General features: G+C 71.2%; 16 protein-coding genes. 8 read left to right on the top strand and 8 right to left on the bottom strand.

Annotated elements, in window-relative coordinates; translation table 11 throughout:
• Positions 1 to 30: 30 nt before the first annotated feature.
• Positions 31 to 606, bottom strand: coding sequence for a hypothetical protein (locus AA23TX_RS00165; protein ID WP_155540578.1), 576 nt, complete (start codon positions 604 to 606; stop codon positions 31 to 33).
• Positions 607 to 999: 393 nt separating this feature from the next.
• Between AA23TX_RS00165 and AA23TX_RS00160 the strand changes: the two genes are divergently transcribed.
• Genes AA23TX_RS00160 through AA23TX_RS00140 form a run of 5 tightly spaced genes read left to right on the top strand, consistent with a single transcriptional unit; the run spans position 1,000 to position 10,443 of the window.
• The gene (locus AA23TX_RS00160) at positions 1,000 to 3,342 is read left to right on the top strand and encodes a protein kinase domain-containing protein (RefSeq protein WP_196425125.1); all 2,343 of its coding nucleotides are present in this window, start codon (positions 1,000 to 1,002) and stop codon (positions 3,340 to 3,342) included.
• Entirely contained in the window at positions 3,339 to 4,712 is a 1,374-nt protein-coding gene (locus AA23TX_RS00155; protein ID WP_155540576.1) for a hypothetical protein, read from the top strand. The genes AA23TX_RS00160 and AA23TX_RS00155 overlap by 4 nt, the downstream gene beginning before the upstream one ends.
• Entirely contained in the window at positions 4,709 to 6,577 is a 1,869-nt protein-coding gene (locus tag AA23TX_RS50680; protein ID WP_196425124.1) for an AAA family ATPase, read from the top strand. Before AA23TX_RS00155 ends, AA23TX_RS50680 begins: the two co-directional genes overlap by 4 nt.
• A complete protein-coding gene (locus AA23TX_RS00145; protein ID WP_155540575.1) occupies positions 6,570 to 7,058 on the top strand; it encodes an FHA domain-containing protein in 489 nt (162 codons plus the stop codon). The genes AA23TX_RS50680 and AA23TX_RS00145 overlap by 8 nt, the downstream gene beginning before the upstream one ends.
• Entirely contained in the window at positions 7,051 to 10,443 is a 3,393-nt protein-coding gene (locus AA23TX_RS00140; RefSeq protein WP_155540574.1) for a CHAT domain-containing protein, read from the top strand. The genes AA23TX_RS00145 and AA23TX_RS00140 overlap by 8 nt, the downstream gene beginning before the upstream one ends.
• A gap of 7 nt (positions 10,444 to 10,450) precedes the next feature.
• On the opposite strand, the gene AA23TX_RS00135 is transcribed toward AA23TX_RS00140, so the two are convergent.
• From AA23TX_RS00135 to AA23TX_RS00125, 3 genes are all read right to left on the bottom strand, one after another.
• Positions 10,451 to 11,236: a hypothetical protein gene (locus AA23TX_RS00135; protein WP_155540573.1), complete on the bottom strand. Its 786-nt coding sequence runs from the start codon at positions 11,234 to 11,236 to the stop codon at positions 10,451 to 10,453.
• A gap of 69 nt (positions 11,237 to 11,305) precedes the next feature.
• A complete protein-coding gene (locus AA23TX_RS00130; protein WP_155540572.1) occupies positions 11,306 to 12,541 on the bottom strand; it encodes a DUF445 domain-containing protein in 1,236 nt (411 codons plus the stop codon).
• Positions 12,542 to 12,545: 4 nt separating this feature from the next.
• Positions 12,546 to 13,337, bottom strand: a complete 792-nt coding sequence (locus AA23TX_RS00125; protein WP_155540571.1) for an Abi-alpha family protein — start codon at positions 13,335 to 13,337, stop codon at positions 12,546 to 12,548.
• Between the two features lie 82 nt (positions 13,338 to 13,419).
• Here AA23TX_RS00125 and AA23TX_RS00120 point away from each other — a divergent pair, with 82 nt between their 5' ends.
• On the top strand, positions 13,420 to 14,241 hold the full coding sequence (locus AA23TX_RS00120; protein ID WP_155540570.1) for a maleylpyruvate isomerase family mycothiol-dependent enzyme: 822 nt from the start codon (positions 13,420 to 13,422) through the stop codon (positions 14,239 to 14,241).
• Between the two features lie 3 nt (positions 14,242 to 14,244).
• Here the strand turns inward: AA23TX_RS00120 and AA23TX_RS00115 are convergent, their stop codons facing one another.
• Genes AA23TX_RS00115 through AA23TX_RS00100 form a run of 4 tightly spaced genes read right to left on the bottom strand, consistent with a single transcriptional unit; the run spans position 14,245 to position 17,496 of the window.
• The gene (locus tag AA23TX_RS00115) at positions 14,245 to 14,703 is read right to left on the bottom strand and encodes a LapA family protein (protein WP_155540569.1); all 459 of its coding nucleotides are present in this window, start codon (positions 14,701 to 14,703) and stop codon (positions 14,245 to 14,247) included.
• 46 nt (positions 14,704 to 14,749) lie between these two features.
• Positions 14,750 to 15,889 (bottom strand): dipeptidase, encoded by a 1,140-nt coding sequence (locus AA23TX_RS00110; protein ID WP_155540568.1) that lies wholly within the window; start codon positions 15,887 to 15,889, stop codon positions 14,750 to 14,752.
• A 42-nt stretch (positions 15,890 to 15,931) separates the two neighbouring features.
• Entirely contained in the window at positions 15,932 to 16,534 is a 603-nt protein-coding gene (locus AA23TX_RS00105; protein WP_155540567.1) for an alpha/beta hydrolase, read from the bottom strand.
• Positions 16,531 to 17,496 carry a ring-cleaving dioxygenase gene (locus AA23TX_RS00100; protein WP_155540566.1) on the bottom strand — a complete coding sequence of 322 codons (966 nt, stop codon included), beginning with the start codon at positions 17,494 to 17,496 and terminating at the stop codon, positions 16,531 to 16,533. Before AA23TX_RS00100 ends, AA23TX_RS00105 begins: the two co-directional genes overlap by 4 nt.
• A gap of 83 nt (positions 17,497 to 17,579) precedes the next feature.
• On the opposite strand from AA23TX_RS00100, the gene AA23TX_RS00095 reads away from it, so the two are divergent.
• The gene (locus AA23TX_RS00095; protein ID WP_155540565.1) at positions 17,580 to 18,026 is read left to right on the top strand and encodes a MarR family winged helix-turn-helix transcriptional regulator; all 447 of its coding nucleotides are present in this window, start codon (positions 17,580 to 17,582) and stop codon (positions 18,024 to 18,026) included.
• Between the two features lie 52 nt (positions 18,027 to 18,078).
• Complete coding sequence (locus AA23TX_RS00090; RefSeq protein WP_155540564.1) at positions 18,079 to 18,459, top strand: VOC family protein; 381 nt, start codon at positions 18,079 to 18,081, stop codon at positions 18,457 to 18,459.
• Position 18,460: the final 1 nt, after the last annotated feature.

The following is an 18,460-nucleotide window of genomic DNA, read 5'->3' as shown; positions in this document are numbered from 1 at the left end:
TGGTCTCCTTTCGACGGAGGGCCGCGGGTTTCACGCGGTCGCTCCGAAGACGACGATTTCGACGGCGCGGTCGATGACGGCCGCCGGCACGGCGGGGTTGGGGCTGCACCGGTGCGGGAGCAGGTCGAGCGGCCGGGACCACCGGTCGTCACGCACGATCCGGCGAGGCTGCAGCGGCGACGTGGACGCCGCCGGCCCGTCGGACCGCAAGGCCCGGTGGGCGGTGGCCAGCCGAGCCCAGTAGCGGTCGATGATCCGGTTCAGGCCCGACACCACCGCGCCGACGTCGTGCGCGGCGCAGCTGGCCACGGTCTCCCATTCGGCGAGGCTGTGCCCGAGCCGGCGGTGGTGCACCGACTTCGTGGCGCCCAGCTCTTCCGCGCGGATGACCGCCCACGCCCGGTTCCGGATCTCGACGATGAGTGGCTCGTTGTCGGTGTGCAGCCGCACGAGGGCTTCGTTCGACGCGCGGTCGGCTTCGGCGTGCAGGCTCCACACGTACCTCGTCGACGCGACCGTGATCCCGCCGGACTGTTCCAGCGTCAGCAAGGCGCCGGATCGGCTGTCCCGGGCGGCCTGCCACCGAGCCTCGACGCGATGCCGCAAGCGGACCACTGCATTGCGCGGAGAACCACCAGGCCAGCCCTCTGTTCGAGAGCGTTTAATCATGTTCTTCGACAACCCCTGAAATGATCACGAATTTACTCGGACAGTGGTCCGCGACAGCACGAGGACGCGTTCTCCCGCATCGGGTTCCGCATATGTGCCTCCGCATTGTAGGTGCCACACCGCGCTCACGGCGGGGATTCCACGAACCGGTGCATCCTCCTGGAAATCCCTGCTGTGCATGCTGTACGGGCTTCAGTTCGTCTCGGCGGCGAACTCTGTTACGCTTTTCGACAGATCAGAATAAAACCGTGTAGTAGCTTGCGAGCGGCGCGCGACTTCGGGTAAACCTCGATGCCGACGAACTGGCTACAACGGAACGGCGGGCAATTCATGACGGCATTGACGCCGACCGTCAGGGACGCGGGCAGGCCCGCCGCCCTGCGCCCGACGACCCGTCCCGAGAGCGAACCGGAAGGGCGTGCGCCGGCCGACCCGGTGGAGTTGCCGAAGGACTGCGAACTCCGCCACTGGATCGACGTCGAAGGCGCCGGCGAAGTCGAGCGGGTCGCGCTCGTCGGGCACGGACGGAAGAGCAAGGCGCCGGACCGGATCCTCAAGCTGTACAAGCCCGGCCGTGGGCCGGTCGACGGTGTCCACAAAGCATGGCGGGGCATCACGGACAAAGCGCCGAACGTGGTGCGCCTGCACACCTCGGGCCAGGTCGCCGGGCGGACGTTCGAGATCATGGACGACCGCGGCGCCCGGGTGGGCGGCTCCGGCGCGCCGGAGAGCGCGCGCCGGACGACCCTGCGCGACGTGCTGGCCGACCACCCGGGAGGGTTGACCGACGACGCGGTCGCGGACGTCGTCGGCCAGCTGGCGGGCGCGCTGGAAGCGCTCGGCCGGGTGTCGTTGGCCCACCTCGACCTCCGACCCGAGAACGTCCTGGTTTCCCCTCGCGAAAGCGGCACGGGCTGGGAGGTGACCGTTGTCGACTTCGGACTCGCGCAGCCACTCGACAAGGGGGTCACCTGGGAGGTTTCGCGACCCCTGACCCCCTACACGGCACCGGAACTGCTGTCCGCTTCCGTTTCGGCCGAGACGGACTGGTGGTCGCTCGGCATGATCACGGCCGAGTTGTCCACCGGCCGCCACCCCTTCGGGGACCTGTCCGAACCCAACATCCGGCGGCAGCTGGCGACCTGGAACGTCCCCGAACCGGCCGGCTTGGCCGCACGCGTCGCGCCGCTGTTCCGCGGGCTCACGACACGTGATCACTACCACCGTTGGGGTGCCGACCAGGTCCGATCGCGGATCGCGCAGGAACCCACTTCGGCGCCGCCGCCGGAGCCGGCCCTTTCCGTGCGCCCCTTCAGGTTCGCGGGAGAAGAGTTCTGGCACGTCCACGCGCTGATGGAGTGTCTCCAGAAGCACTGGAGCGAAGCGGCCGCGGCGCTCTTCGGTACCGAAGAGCCCCGCTGGGCCGAGCTCGCGGACTGGCTGAGCCAGTTCGACGGCCGCCCGGGGTTCTCCGCCGCCCGGGTGATCGAGCACGTCGACCGGATCGGCAGCGGCGCGGACCCCGGCTCCCCCGACGCACTGCTGCTCGTCCTGCTCCGGCACGCGGATCCTTCTCTGGTCCCCCGGTACCGCGACCTGCCGGCCGAGCCGACCGGGATGCGGCAGGCGGCACGGTGGAAGGATCCGAAGTTCGCCGATTTCGCGGAGGACTTCTGGCGGTGGCGCCTGTTCAGGGAGCTGGACGGCGCGGCGGGGGCCCGGGAGCTGAAGAACGTCGACGACCTGTGGCGGAAACTGGTGGCCCGCTGCCGGGCCGTCATATCGGTGCTCCGCAGCGACAATCCCTACACCGCACCCTTGACCCGGATTTCCGAGGAAGAGTGGCGGGCGCCCTTCTTGCGGGTCGCCGTCGACCGGACGTTCCAGGCGAAGCTGTCCGGTGATCTTTCGCGGCTGCGCGAGTACATCTCGGCTCAGCTGGGCGCGCCACTGCCGATGTTCGAGCACTTGGCCGCCACGGTGCTGCCGGAGCGGCGGCGTGGCCGATCCGCCAAGCCCGTGCCCGAGGAGCTCGTCGGGCTGCTGATACTCCACCTCCTCGCGCCGGACGTCCGGCAGGGCGTCGACGACGAACTCGCCCACCGCCGGTCGCTGATGGCGGACGAGTCGATCCGCACCCTCGCCTGGCGCCGCCGGGAGCGGTGGCGGGAGATCGAGCGCCCGGCCGCGATGGGCTGGGCGGCGGCCTCGATGGCCATCGTCGTCGTGGCGATGGCGGGCCTGCTCGTGGGTGCCGACAACCTGCCGAGATCCATCTCGCTCGCTTCCGCCGACGCGATCAGCACCGCCTGGGGTTTCGTCGCGGTCGGGCTGGCCGCGCAGACGGCGTGCGAGGTTTGGCTGGCCGCGCTGATCGGCGCTCCCTACCACCGCGAGTACTCCCTGATCATGATCTTCCTGCGGGCCGTGAACCGCGTCGGCGGCAAGGACGCCGGCCTCGTCCGGTCGGCCCTCCTGCTCGTCGGCGTGGCGGCCGCGGCCGCCGCGACACTGGCGATCCTGCTCACCGCGCCCTACCTCGTCACTTCGGCGCTTCTCGTACTCCATCTCCGTTCGGCGCGCCGCAGGTACCGGCGTTGGCAGGACGACCACGAAGAGCTGCGCAACAGCAGCACCGGCCCTGCGGCCACACCGGAAAGGCAGCCGTCATGAGCACTGGCAAGGCGTTGGCCATGAACCTGACGCCGGCGTTCGCGCCGACCCCGAGCATTTCGCTCGCCCCGGCACTCCACTCCCTGGGCAGCGCGGCCGCTTCGGCGGCGCCGTTCGTGGCCGGAGCCGCGGCCGCGGCCGGTGCGGTGTTCCTGACCCGGGCGGCCTTGCGCGGACTCGGCCGGGTCGCCGAGGCGGAAGAAGGCAAACTGGCCGAAGCGAACAAGAACCGGGCGGAGACGATCGCCTGGGACCGCGCCTTCGCCGAAGTGCTGATCCGGAACAACCGGATCGCCCGGCTGCGCGGACTGTCCACTTCGGCGTCGACCCCGGTGAGCCCACCCCCGTCGTTCGTCTACAACGGACAGACGACGGAGGAGATCGCCTCCTGGTGCACCACCGTGGACGCCCAGCTGCTCAAGACCGAGCAGGAGCTCTCGGACGCTCGGATCCGAGCCTCCCTCGGCCGGCCGGTGAGCGACCGGGCCCGGGTCGTCTACCAGCGTGTCCAACGCGTGGTCGTCTCCCGGCCGGCATCCGGTCCGGGCAACCGTCCCCCGTCGGGCGGCCCCGGCTCCGGCGGACCCCGCCCCGGACCGGGCGGCCGGTTCCCGGTCGACCTGCGCCCGGTGGTCGACGACATCCTGGCCGGCGCGATCGGCAGGATCGGTGGTGACGACATGGCCTCGTTGAGCGAGCTGGCGGCCGAAGTGCTCGCCCAGGATGGCGTCAGCGCGGGCAAAGCTTTCCTCGACGAGCTCTACCTGCAGGCCCACGAAGCCAGGGTGCGCCAGGAACGCCGGGTCGCGGACGCCGAGGACGCCGCGAAGTGGCTCGCGGCCCTCGCCCCGCTGGCCGGTACCCCGGACGGACTGTCGGCTCACCAGCGAAAGGTGCTCGCCGCGCTCGAGGAGGTGCTCGCCGAACGGCGGGAGCTGGATCCCGGGCTGCGGCTGGCCGCGGAAGAGCTCCAGGCCGTAGCCGTGCGCGCCGCGGAAGACCGGGCCATCCGAACCGAGTTCGCCCTGCAGCTGAAGCTCATGGGCTACGCCGTCGATGAACAGCACGGCACCGGTATGCGGGTGACGCACGAGAACTGGGGCGGCGACCACCACGCCGACGTCGACATCCACGCCGGAGAGTTCACCGCCGACTTCCGGACCACGGGATCGGCCGGCCGCGCGGACCTGCGCCTGACGCAGTGGGCGAAGGACGCTTCGGAAGCCAGGCAACGGCTGGAGGAAGCCGGCGTCCGGTGCGGGAAGCTTTACGTGGAAGGGCTTCCCGACCTGCCGGTCCGCGACATCGGTGACGACGAATACGCCCGGCGCCAGACGCCGAAGTTCGCAGAAAGGCCCCTCCCGCGATGACCATGACCGAGCACGCCCCGGCGACCGGACCCGAGCTCGCTCCCTCCGCCGCCGGAAGCCCCGGCTGGCTGCGCGAGTTCGCCACGACCCTGTCCGTGCACTCCCAGTTCGTGTTCCACGGCAACGTGCACGACCAGTTCGTGACCGCCGACGGCGGCCGGCTCACGTCGCTGCCCGCGCTGCTGTGGGAAGTCCTGCGCGAGAACGGCTTCACCTGCCTGTTCACCTACGACCAGATCGACGGGCTCGGTGTCCGGCCGGCGGCCGGGCCCGGGGCCGACAAGGCCAAGCTCGCGGCCGGCCGGCTCCTCAACGGCCTCGGCCGCACCCCCGACCTGACCGAGCTGCAGCAGGACATCAGCGCGGTCGTGGGCGCCGGCGAGCGGTGCGCGTTCGTCCTCGCCCACGCGTCCCGCCTCAGCCTCCGCAACAGCGACCTCGGGGCGAAAGAGCGTGACTTCTTCCTGTTCTGCGCCAAGCTCGGGGTCAACGCCTTGCGCCGCGGCGGCGCCGCTCCCTACAACCCGGTGATCTGGCTCGTCGACAACGAAGGCGACCTGCCGAACTGGCTCACCGTGGGCAACGCGCACGTCCGCAGCATCGCGGTGCCGCCGCCGGACCTCGGGGACCGACAGCGCGCGGCCGCCTTGCTGATCGAGGACTACGAGGGCGCCGAGTCCGTTGCCGCGGAAGCGAAACAGAAGGTGGTGGACGCCTTCGCCGTCGAGTCCCACGGGATGACGCTCGACGCGATGGCCGGGGTCGCGCAGCTCGCCCAGGAAAGCCGCGTCCCGTTCGACCGGCTGGCCGAGAGCGTCGCCACCTACCGGCTCGGCGTGATCGAGAACCCGTGGCGCCAGTCGCACCTGCGGGCGCGGCTACAGCAACGCGCCGGCGACCTGGGAGCGCGGGTGAAGGGCCAGCCACAGGCCGTGGCCAAGGCGCTGGACGTCCTCAAGCGGGCGGCGATGGGTCTCTCCGGCGCGCACACCGGCAAGCCCGGCACGCGACCGCGCGGCGTGCTGTTCTTCGCCGGACCGACCGGGGTCGGCAAGACCGAGCTCGCCAAGGGCATCGCGCAGCTCGTCTACGGCGACGAGAGCGCACTCCTCCGGCTGGACATGAGCGAGTTCTCGGAGTCGCACGCGGCCGACCGGCTGATCGGCTCACCGCCCGGCTACGTCGGCCACGACGCGGGCGGCCAGCTGACGAACGCCATGCGCCGCCAGCCGTTCCGGGTCGTGCTCTTCGACGAGATCGAGAAAGCGCACCCCTTGGTGCTGGACAAGTTCCTCCAGATCCTCGAGGACGGCCGCCTGACCGACGGCCGCGGCGACACGGCTTACTTCTCGGAGTCGATCCTGATCTTCACGTCCAACCTCGGCGTGCAGAAGAAGGACCCGAAGACCGGCGTGCTGCGCAACCTGATCGAACCCGGCCTCGCGTTCGACAAGGTCGATGTCGCCGTGCGCGAAGCGATCTCCGACCACTTCCGCTACGAGATCAAGCGCCCGGAGCTGCTCAACCGGATCGGGGACAACATCGTCGTCTTCGACTTCATCGGCCAGGCCGCGGCCGAAATGATCTTCTTCGGCCAGGTCGCGAACGTGCGGAACCTGGTCGCCGCGGAGCACGGCGTGTCCGTCGAACTCGCGGAGTGGGTCACGGGCGCGCTCAAGAAGGACTGCACGACCGACCTGACCTTCGGTGGCCGCGGGATCGGCAACCAGGTGGAAGCGCGGCTCGTGAACCCGCTCGCCCGCGCGTTGTTCGACGAGCCGCTGCCCCGCGGCACCCGGGTGACCGTGTCCGGTTTCGACCAGCGGAGCACTCCGCCCGCGCTGGAGCTCGTCGTCGATGAGTGAGCCGACGTACCTCTGCGAAAACGGGCACCGGTTCTCCGCCGACGCCGTGCCGGAGAACGGGCTGTGCCCGATGGACCGCAGCCCGGTGACGGCCGACGGGGCCGTCTCCGAGGCGCCGGCCGCTCCCGCACCGCGGACCACCCGGCTGCGAGCCGTGCGCGAACTGCGGGTCGTCTTCAAGACCGGCACCGTCGCCATCGCGGCGGGCACGGAAGCGATGGTGGGACGGGACCCCGAGTTCTCGGCCCACGCGAAGCTGTTCGAAAGCGATGACAGCGTCTCGCGCCGGCACGCGGTGTTCGGCTTGGACGAGGACGGGCGGGCCTGGGTCAGCGACCACTACGCGACCAACCTGACCCACGTGAACGGCGAAGCGCTGCCCCCGGGCAAGAAGCACGTCCTGAGCCAGGAGGACTCCGTCCGGCTCAGCCTGACCGTGACCGGAACGGTGAAGTTGATGCGAGGGGACCACGATGCCTGAAGACCTGGACAGACGCATCGCCGAGCTCGAAGAGGTGCTGACCGGCTCCGCCGCGGATGATCCCGAAACCCGGTCCGTGCGCATGAAGCTGGCCGCGGGGCTCAGCTCCCGCTACATCGAGCACCAGGGCGTGGAGACGGACTGCTCGCGTGCGGACGAGATCCTGAGCTCGGTGCTCGCGGACGCGGACGCCACCGCGGAGCAGCGGCAGCAGGCCTCGGTGGCCCGGGTGGCCCTCCGGATCGGCCGGGGCACCGTGGCCCACGCGCTGCGTGGCCGGAGCTGGAAGCCGGACATGGACCTGCTGCGCGAGACCGAGAAGTGGCGGCGCGACGCCGATCCCGACGCGGTCGAGACCGGGATCGCCGACGTCCTGACCGCCATCGCCGACGTCCACGATCTCGAGTCCCTGCCCCCCGACCTGCGAGCCAGCCTCGAAGTCTTCCGCACCCTCGCGCCCCTGCTCGGCTCCGGAGCGGACGAGCCCGACGCGGCGGAGGTGCTGGCCCAGGCCGTCGGTCAGGCCACCCCGGCCATGCCCGGGCTCGATCTGCTCCGGGCCACGGAGGCGTGGCTGCGGCCGACGCCCGCACCCGGCCGGATCGCCGAGCTCGAAGAAGCCCTCACCGGCCTGAGCGAAGACCACCTCCTCACCCCGATACTCCGGCGTGACCTCGCGCAGGCGCTCGTCAAACGCAGTGACCAGCACGGCCCCGAGGGGCTGGCGCGCGTCACGCAGCTGATGGAGCAGGCCGCGGCCGGCATGCCCGAAGACCACCCGTTCTACGGCGAAACGGTGCGAACCCTGGCGGGAGCGCTCGTCGCGTCAGCCGCGGCCGACGCCACCGAGGACAGCCTGGCGCGGGCCGAGCAGGTCGCCGCGCAGGTGCTGGCCCAAGCTCGCGACAGCGGATCCACCGTCGCGGGGCCCGAGCTGTTCCTCCGCTCGATGGTCGGGTTGCTACGCGGCCACGCCGACGGCGAGGACCATCCCGAGCAGGCGTTCGAGGACCTCGTCGAAGCGCTCGAAGTGCTGCCCGCCGGCCACGATCTCCGGCCGGCGGCCGTGGGGCAGCTGGCCGCGCTGCTGTCCGACCGTCATCTGCGGGAGGGCCTGGTCGAGGACGCCGAAGCCGCGCGGCACCTGCTGGATCGCGCGACCAGCGCGGTCGCGGCCGACGACGACGACGGCTCGGCCGCTTTTCTGTCGTGCCTCGCCGCGGTCAGCCGCGTCATCCAGGCCTTGGGAGCGAAGGACGACGGCAGCGTGCGTGCCGCCGCGGCCACCCTGGGGGACAGCCTGGACCGGCTTCCCGCCCAGCACGTCATGCGCCCGAACGCCGAGCTCGTGCTGACCCTCGCGAAGCTGCGGCTGGCGACGTCGGACGGAGGCGACATCCGGGCCGGGCTGGGCGGTCTGCGCGGCCTCTTGACCGGCGGCAGGTTCCCCGGCATCCCCGAAGGCGTGATCGCGACCATGTCGGACACGGTCGAGGTCCTCGACGGCCTGATGACCGCCGACGCCGCGGCGATGGTGAACGGCATCAACCGGATGGAACAGCAGGTCGCGGCCGCCGCGGCCGCCTCCGTCCAGCAGGCGGGACAGCAGGCGCTGCTGGCGAAGGCGTACCTCGCCGCCCACGACGCGGGAGTCGACCCGGAGGTCGCCGCGGACCGCGCGGTCGACCACCTCGAGGGCGCCCGGCAGACCCTCGAGCGGCACCGGGCGGGCGTGGCGATGGCCGACGTCCTCCGGGAGCTCGCCCACGCCTACCGCAAGCGCGGCGACCTCGAACCGGCCCGGCGCACGGCGTTCGAAGCGCTCGCGGTGCACGCCGGCACGGTGCTGCTGCAGACCGGTGTCGGGCACGCCGTCGTGACCGCCCGGGGAGCCACGGCCGAAGCCGCCGCCCTGGCGGCCTGGTGCCTCGACGACGGCGAGATCGCGGGCGCCGTGCAAGCCGTCGAACTGGGCCGGGGACTGGCCCTGCACGCTGCCACCTCCGCGCTCGCCGTCTCCGGCCTGCTGCGCCGGATCGGCCGGTCCGACCTGGCCGCGGCGTGGGAAGCCGACTCCGCGGCGCGGCGGGACGAACCCGCGCCGTGGGCGGCGACGGGCGACCCGGCCGGCGCGGGCGAGCCCGACCACGCGCGAGCCGCCACCGATCTGCGGCACAAGGTGCTGGCCGTGCTGCGCGGCACAACCGAAGGCGGCCGGCTCTTCACGCCGCCCGCGCCCGCCGAAATCGCCGACGCGCTCACCGCCGTGGGCGCGGACGCTCTCGTGTACCTCCTGCCCGGAGCCGGCGACCGCGACGGCTGCCTGCTGGTCGTCGACCAGGACGGCGTACCCACCGCGGTGCCCGCGCCGGCCCTGCGAATCCAGCCCGGTGGTCCGCCTGAACGCTTCTCCCGCGTCGTCGGCGCGAAGGACAAGGACGCCAGGGCCGCGGCCATCGCCGACGTGTGCACTTGGGCCGGCGAGGCGGTCTTCGAACCGCTGCGGGCCGCACTCTGCACGCAGCGGCGCCCGGCGCGGGTCGTGCTGGTGCCGAGCGGTGTCCTCGGCGTCGTGCCGTGGCCCGCGGCCCGCCTCCTCGACGGCCGGCCCGCCATCGAGGAGTTCGTGCTCTCGAGCGCCGCGTCGGCGCGCCAGTTCTTGGACACGGCGTCCCGGGCCGCGCTGCCCCTCCACCTGGAACCGGTCCTGGTGACCGAGCCCCTCGGCGACCTGACGTTCGCGGCCGACGAAGTGATCTCCCTGCGCGACGCCTTCTACCCCGACGCCAAGATCTTCGGTGATCTGTCCGCTTTCACCCCGCCCGAAGGCGGCGATGCACCGGCCACCGGGATCGGAACGCCGGAAGAGGTGCTCGCGAACCTGCCGGGTGACCGTTCCCTCGGCGCGTCGATGCTGCACCTGGCGTGCCACGCGCGCAACGCGGGCGCGGTCGAGGCGTCGTACCTCGAGCTCACCCGGCAGCTGACCATCAAGGCCGTGCTCGAGCACGCGGCGGGCCGCGCCGCCGACACCCCGGGTCCGCTCGTCGTCCTGTCGACCTGCCTCAGCGACCTGACCGAACAGGACTACGACGAAGCGCTGACCTTGGCCACGGCGTTCGTCGCGGCGGGTGCGGTGACCGTGGTCGGGTCCCGGTGGCCCGTCGACGACCAGGCCACCGCCGCCGCGATGTTCGCCTTCCACCACTTCCTCGCCCGCGAAGCGCAAGATCCCGCCCACGCGCTGCGTTCGGCACAGCTCTGGATGCTCGACGCCGGCCGGGCCGAGCTCCCGGAAATGCCGGAGGCGATGCTCGGCGACCTCGAGGAGTGCGACCTGACCGAGGTCACCGTCTGGGCGGCGTTCGCCTGCCACGGAAGGTGAATCCGGCTCAGCCGGGGTGCGACCGCGTCCCGCCCCGGCGCAGGGCCGCCAAGTCGCGACGGGCCGAGGTGAGCAGCCCCATCGCGAACCGAGTCCCGTCACCCGCACCGAGCAGGCCGATGGCGGTGTCGAGCCGGGTCGCGATGTCGTCGATCGCGGAGTGATTCAGGACCGGCACCTGTCCGCACCCGAGTTCCTGGGGGAACTCGAGCTCACCCGCTGGGCCGGCCCCGAGCAGGAGTTCCACCGCCCGAGCGGCGGACAGGGCGCCGCGGCCGAGGATCACCAGGTCTTCGATCGCGCAGAGCGGCGGGAGCCCGCCCTGGGTCGCGGCAAGCAGGGGATGCCGCTCCCGCCACCCGGCGAGCACCTGCGCGAGCCGTTGCGCCGCGGTCCGGAACGGCGCTGTCGGAAACCGCTCGTCCAGTTCCCGCAGCCACGCTTCGCGGCCCGGCCAGAAGCTCCAGACCTTCGTTTCGGCGAGCAACTGGTGGATCGGTGACTCGGGAACGAAGTCGGCGATCCGCCGCCGGTCGGGGGGTATCTGCTCGGTGCGGTAGAACCGCGCCAGGCCACCGTTGGTCACGATGGCGTACGCGGTCGACAACTTTCCGTTCCGGTGCGCCCGCACGATGTCGTTGACGTCGATGTCGGGCGAGCCGTTCCGCTCCAGCGCGGCGTCGAGAGCTTCGTAGTAGCCGAGGCGGGTCTGCCAGTTGCGCGCTCGTCCACCGTCACCGGCCGTCCGAGTACGCCAGCGAGCGGCAATCGACTGCTCCAAGCGGCGGGTCATGCAAGACATGCCCGCGAGGCTGGCAGCGACAGCGGGCCGAAACCCCCTCAAGTGAGGTCGACCGCGGCCCTATGCGGCCAGGTGCTCCAGCAAGAGCACCTGACCTTCACCGACGGCGAAGCCCAGTACCGCCCCGGTGGCGATCAAAATCCACTCGTCCTGTTCGAAGGCCGGCCGCAGCAACCGCTCGAACTCGTGCGGGGACAGCTCCTTCATCTTCGACACCAGCACGTTCCTGATGTCCATCGCGTCGGTCGCGTAGTCCTCGATGTAGCGCATCGTCTCCGGGAGGCGGGACATGATCTGCTCCGCGATCGCCAGCTTCACGTCCTGGTACTTGCGGCTGCCGACCGCGAACACCAGCAGGGGCCTCGCGACGCTCCCCAGCTCCCGGTCGAGCTGACGCTGGATCAGCGCCAGTACCCGGTCGGACAGCGGGCCGTGCAGGATTGCCTCGATCACGTTGTGCGGGGTGATGATCTCCTGGGCGATCAGCGCTCCGTACGCCTCCGCGACCTCCGCGCGCCGCTTCAGGAACAGGCCCTGCCACTCCACGCCGAAATAGCGCTTCGGCTCGATCGGGTAGAAGATCATCCGCAGCGCCAGCCAGTCGGTGAACCAGCCGGTGAACAGGCCGAACAACGGCATGATCAGCGGGAACTTGAACAGGATCCAGGCCACCATCTGGATCACGCCGATCGCGCCGCCGAAGACCAGGCCCGAGCGGGCGATGAACTTGAACTCCTTCGCGCCCGCCTCCTGGAAGATCCGGTTCAGCAGCCGCTTGTCCTTGACCAGGCTGGTGACGACCATGCCCTTGAGGTCGAACACACTGTCCACATCGGACTTGATCAGGTCGAGCACGGCCGCGACCATCCGCGGCGACTCGTGCTGGACGCGTTCGATCACCAGCCGCTGGACCCGTACCGGCAGCGACTCCCACAGCCCCGGCTGGTAGTGCCCCGCCACCTCGCGCACGATGTCTTCGACGCCCGCGAGCAGCGGTTTCTCGATCTCCTGGGCGATCCGGGACGCGTCCAGCCGCGCCACGACCTCGGCCGGCTCGATCAGCTGCTCGGTCATCGTGTCGCAGGCGATGCTCGCCATCCGCGCGGCGCGCTTGGGCACGATGCCCTGCCAGCCGAGGAACGGCTTGACGCCGATGAACTCCACCGGCTGGAACATCATCCGGATCGCGACGAGCTTGGTGCCGTAGCCGATCAGCGCGGCGACGACCGGGATCGAGACGTAGAGGGGCCAGTGCTGCGCGAAGTCGGCGACGATGCCGGCGAGGAACGACCCCATGCGGTCAGCCGAAGCTCGGGTCGCAGGCTTGCCAGAACTGCGCCCCCAGGCGCGAAACGTGGATCGTCCGCCGGACGTACTTCGCGCGTTTGACGTGCTTCTCCGCGTCGCGCACGGTCTCGTCGGTCAGCAGGATCTCGTACTGCGTCTCCAGCGACGGCACCTCTTCGTCGAGGTCGACCAGGCCCAGCCCGATCAGCCGCGTGACGTACCCGGGCACCTGGTCGGGCAGCGACACCCCGGCCGCCTTGCCGACCGTCGACGCGTTGCGCAGCGCGACGCGCCCGCTGCCGCCGAGGCCGGTGCGCTCGACGACGTCGATCGCGGGGAACGGCGAGCCGTCCGACAGCGCGGAGAGGATGCGGGCCTCGTCCGGCGTGAGCTGGCGCAGGATGATCGCGTAGAAGTACTCGCGGGCCCGCTCGCGGCCGAAGCCGATGGAGTGGTTGAGCAGCTCGGCCATCGCGGCGCGCAGCGGCTCGGCGTGGTTGTCGCGCGCGGGCACGAGCGTGACGCTGGCTTCGACCTTCCCGGGCACCGCCGGGCGGTTCATCGCGGACGCCGCCGTCAGCGCCGCGTGGTACGGGTCGTCGACCTCGTCGAGGCGGCGGCGCAGCTCGCCCAGCAGCTGGCGCTCGACCTGCCGCACCCCGCGTTCGGCGGTCTCGACGCCGGGGAGCTTGCGCCCCAGCGCGAACCCGGTGCGCGCGGCCCAGCCCGCCAGCTGCCCGGCGCGCCGCGCCAGGTCGGCCACCTCGTCGCCGGTGCCCCGGCCGTTCGGTCGCTCTGCGTTCACCGGTGGGCTCCCCTCTGCTTCCGCGCTGATGCTACCTGCGGGTAGGCCGAACGGTGGTGTGACGACCGGCATCATGTAGCCCATGAGTCCGACGCGCTGGGGCCCGCCGATCGACGTCCTCCCGTACTTCTCCAAGGAAGAACAGTCGCTGATGACGCTGCTCGGCGCGCTGACCGAGGAAGACTGGGAGCGGCCGACCATGTGCGCCGGCTGGACGGTCAAGGACATCGCCGCCCATCTGCTGGGTGACAAGGCCGGCCGGCTGTCGCGAAGCCGTGACGGGCACACCGCCGAAGCCCCCCGCCCGGGTGAGTCCTTCGCCCGCTTCATCGACCGGATCAACGAGGAGTGGGTCGTCGCGTGCCGCCGTCTCTCGACGGACGTGCTGCTCACGATGATGTACGAGCTCATGGGCCAGACGACCGAACACTGGGCGAAGCTGGACCTCGACGCCGACGGCGAGCCCGTGAGCTGGGCGGGCGACGGGCCGGCGCCGCGCTGGCTCGACGCGGCCCGTGACTATTCGGAGTTCTGGGTCCACCACGTGCAGATCCGCGAAGCGCTGGAACACACGCCGCTGGAGGCCGAGTACGCCGAGCCGATCGCCGACACGTTCGTCCGCGCGCTGCCGCACACCCTGCGCGCCGTCGAGGCGCGGGTCGGCAAGCAGGTGGGCTACACGGTCACCGGCGCCGGCAAGTGGCACGCCCGCCGCGAGCGCGACGGCTGGGTCCTGGACCGCGGCGCGCCGCCGTCACGCACGCCCTTGGCCACCGTGACTACGGACCTGGACACGTTCTGGCGGCTCTGCACCCGCAGCGCCGCCGACGTCGGCCGCGTCCGCACGACCGGCGACGAAAACGTTTGCGCCCAGGTGCTGACGATGACGTCGATCATCGTCTAGAGCTCAGCGGCGGCGTGCCTGCTTCCGCAGCTGCAGGATCCGGGCCCCGCCGATCAGCGCGACCAGCACCGCGCCGCCGATGGCCGAGAACAGCATGGCGATCGCCAGTGGCAGGCTGCCCTCGGCGCCGAAGAAGTGCACCGTCGCCGGGTCGAGGTTCTGCAGGATGAAGACCAGCAGCACCACCAGCACCACCAGCCCGGCGATGACCGCGACCCAGGTGCCGCTGATCCGCGTCGGCCGGGAGCGTTTCTTGGTGGCCGCGCTGGTCCTGGCCGGCGCCGGGCGCACCGGCGTGACCTCCTCGGCGCCGGGCCGGACGTCGCCGGCGCGCAGCTCGGCGGGCTCGAGGGCACCCTCGGGCACCTCGTCGCCGGGCAGGTCATGGCGGCCGTTTCCGGGCAGGTCGTGGTGGGTCGGGCCGGTGGGGCGGTCGGCCGCGCCCCCGCGCGCGTGCGTCATGTGACCAGTGTCCGTCCGGCGCGCGGGGAGCGCTGTGTCAAACCCCCTAACGGGCGAAGCCGTCGACCTCCCGCAGCACGCGGAGCGTGTTCTTCCCGGCCAGCTTCACGCAGTCTTCGTCACTCCACCCGCGCTCGAGCAGCGCCGCGAACAACACCGGGTACTTGGACGTGTCCTCCAGCCCCTCCGGCAGCGTGCCGACGCCGTCGTAGTCGCCGCCGAGGCCGATGTGGTCGATCCCGGCGACCTCGCGGGCGTGCTCGACGTGCGCGACGACGTCGTCGACGGTGGCCTTCGGCTTGACCGGGCCGTCCCACTCCTTCACGAACTCCCCGCGCTGGGCCAGGTTCCGGTACTCCTTGCCCGCGGTCTCCATCGCGGCCTTCAGCTCCTGGTCCCACGCGCTGACCTTCGGCGAGATGAACGCCGGCACGAACGTGGTCATCGCGACGCCGCCGTTGCCGGGCAGCAACGCGAGGACGTCGTCGGGGATGTTGCGCGGGTGGTCGTTCACCGCGAGGCAGGAGGAGTGGCTGAAGATCACCGGCGCCGAGCTGACCTCGATCGCCGCGCGCATGGTCGTCGGCGCGACGTGCGAGAGGTCGACCATCATGCCGATCTTGTTCATCTCGCGCACGACGTCGCGGCCGAACTCGGTGAGGCCGCCGTGGGCCGGCTCGTCGGTGCCCGAGTCGGCCCAGGTGGTGTTGAAGTTGTGCGTCAGCGTCATGTAGCGGACGCCGAGGCGGCGCAGGATCCGCAGCACGCCCAGCGATTCGGCGATGCTGTGCCCGCCCTCGGCCCCCAGCAGCGACGCGATCCGGCCGTCGGCGAACGCGGCCTCGGCCTCGTCGGCGGTGTCGACCAGCCGCAGGCGATCGGGGTAGCGCTCGGCCAGCTGGTGGACGACCTCGATCTGCTCGAGGACCGCCGTCACGGCGCTGTGGCCTTCGAACTCGCAGGGCACGTACACCGACCAGAACTGCATCCCGAGCTTCCCGTCGGCGAGCTTCGGGAAGTCGGTGTGCAGAGCCGGCTGCCGGACGGTCAGGTCGAGCGACGCGGCCGCCTCGACCGGGTTCGGGCCGCCGTGCTCCCGCAGCTCCCACGGCAGGTCGTTGTGCCCGTCGGCGAGGATGGCGGCGTCCAGCAGTTTCGTAGCACGCTGTAGTGCCTCGTTAGTCATCGCCCGATCGTAGGGCGCACCGATATACGCTCCGTACAAACGTCAGGGCGTGAACCACTTGACGGCCGCGCGGACGCCGTCGGGCGTGATCTGGTGCCCGCCGCGGTGGCGCTGCGTGACGACGTCGGCCCCGCGCTCGCGCAGCAGCCCGATCAGCTCCTCCGTGGACGCCAGGGGCGCCATCGGGTCGTGTTCGCCGTTCGCCAGGAAGACGCGGGAGCCGGACAGGTCGTGCGACGGCGGCTCCGGGACCGGCGACATCGCCGCGAACAACGCGGCCTCGCGCACGACCTCCGGCCGCAGCAACGTCACCGCGGCCGCGATGTTGGCGCCGTTGGAGAAGCCGACGGCGACCAGCCGCCGGTCGCCCAGCCCGTACTTCTCGCGTGCTTCGAGGACGAAGTCCGCGAGCTGGTTCGCGCGCTTGATGACGTCTTCGTGGTCGAAGACGCCCTCGGCGAGCCGACGGAACCACCGCGCGGCGCCGTGCTCCGACACCGGCCCGAAGGGGGCCAGGACGGCGGCGTCCGGGCTCAGCTCGCGCGCCAGGCCGAGCAGGTCGTCGGGGCTGCCGCCGGTGCCGTGCAGCAGGAGCAGCACCGGCGCCTCCGGCGAGCCTTCGACGTACTTGTGCTCCAGCGTCATGACAGCTCCGGATTGTTCTCGGCGGGGAGGTTGAGCTTGGGCAGCATGTGCTGGATCTCTTCGCGGCGCGGCTCCAGCCACGGCGGCAGCTTGAGCGCGCGGCCCAGCTCCAGCAGCGGTTCGTCGATCGCGAAGCCCGGTTCGTCGGTCGCCACCTCCAGCAGCGTGCCGCCCGGCTCGCGGAAGTAGATCGAGCGGAAGTACTGGCGGTCCAGGATCGAAGTGACGTGCACGCCCTGGTCGACGAGCTCTTCGCGCCAGGCCTTCTGGGTGTCCTCGTCCGGCGCGCGCCAGGCGACGTGGTGCACGGTGCCCGCGGCGACCAGCCCGCGCGGCGCGTCCGGCGTCACGAGGACGTCGACCAGCGCGCCCGGCCCGCCTTCGCCGGCGGCGAAGCGCAAACGATTGCTGTCCTGGTGGGCGAAGCTGAGGCCGAGACCGTCGGTGAGCATGCCCGCGGTGGCGTCTTCCTTGGTCACGGAGAGCGTCACCGAGTGCAGGCCGCGGATCGCGTGCTCGGCCGGGACCAGCTCGGTGTCCCACGGGTCGCGCGGGTCGCCCTGCGGGTGCGCGACGAGAGCCAGCTTCAGGCCGTCGGGATCACGGAAGGTGAGCGTCTCGTCGTCGTCGGCGTTGCGGACTGCGCCGGTCTCGACGCTGTTCGCGGCGAGGTGCTGCTTCCACCAGCCGAGGGAGGATTCGGGGATCGAGAACGACGTGGTCGTCGCCTGCCCGGTGCCGTGGCGGCCACTCGGCGCGTCGGGCCACGGGAAGAAGGTCATCAGCGAGCCCGGCTTGCCCGCGCTGTCGCCGTAGTAGAGGTGGTAGGTGCCCGGGTCGTCGAAGTTCACGGTGGTCTTCACCAGCCGCAGGCCCAGGGTCCGCAGGTAGAAGTCGGCGTTGCGCTGCGGGTCGCCCCCGATCGCGGTGACGTGGTGCAGGCCGGACGTCTTGATCGCCATGGTTGCCTCCTGGATTCAAGGTAACCGCAGAACCTCTCGCGAGCAAGATATATTCCGTACAGACTTTCCGGTAGGCTGAGCCGGTGGATCCGAAGACCGACGACGACGAGATCGTCACGTGGTGGGGCCTGGTCATCGAGGGCTACCTGGCCACGCAGGAGAAGCTGATGGGCGAGATCGCCGACCGGCTCGGGCTCGCGCCCGCGTCGTTCGACATCCTGCTGCGGCTGGTCCGCTCGCCCGACCACCGGATGCCGATGACCAAGCTGGCCACGGAGGCGGCGCTGTCCAGCGGCGGCTTCACGAAGGTGGCCGACCGCCTGGTGGCGGCAGACCTGATCTGCCGCGTCCCGAGCCCGGACGACCGCCGCGTCACGTTCGCGGCACTGACCGACCACGGGCTGGACATGGCGAACAAGGCCCAGACCGCGGCGGCGGAGATCCTGCGCCGCATCGTGCTGACCCCGCTGGGTGACGACGCGCCGGCACTCGCGGAAGCCATGCGGACACTGCGCGCGTTCAACGCCTGAGGTTGAAAAAGCTTCGCTGGTCAGCGGTTTCGTCAGCGCGCACGATGGGTCCATGCTGACCGAATCGACCATCACGACGATGCTCCCGGTGACCGACAGCGAACGCGCCGGCCACTTCTACGCGGACTCCCTGGGCCTGAAGCAGACGGGGAAGGGCGAAGACGGAACGCTGTACTTCGCGGCGGGCGCGGGAGCCATCGGGCTCCGCACCATGCCGGCGGGCGCGCAGAGCGAGAGCACGGCGTTGAGCTTCGAAGTCTCGGATCTCCCGGCCGAGGTCAAAGCGCTGGAGAACCGCGGGATTCGGTTCCAGGACTTCGAGCTGGAAGACCTGAAGACCGTCGACCACATCGCGCAGCTGGGCAACGAGCGGGCGGCGTGGTTCTCCGACTCCGAAGGCAACGTACTCTGCCTGCACGAGGTTCTGGCCTGAC

Origin of the sequence: Amycolatopsis camponoti (assembly GCF_902497555.1) — a bacterium.
GTDB lineage: Bacteria > Actinomycetota > Actinomycetes > Mycobacteriales > Pseudonocardiaceae > Amycolatopsis > Amycolatopsis camponoti.
This window is presented reverse-complemented; position numbering and strand designations above follow the sequence as displayed.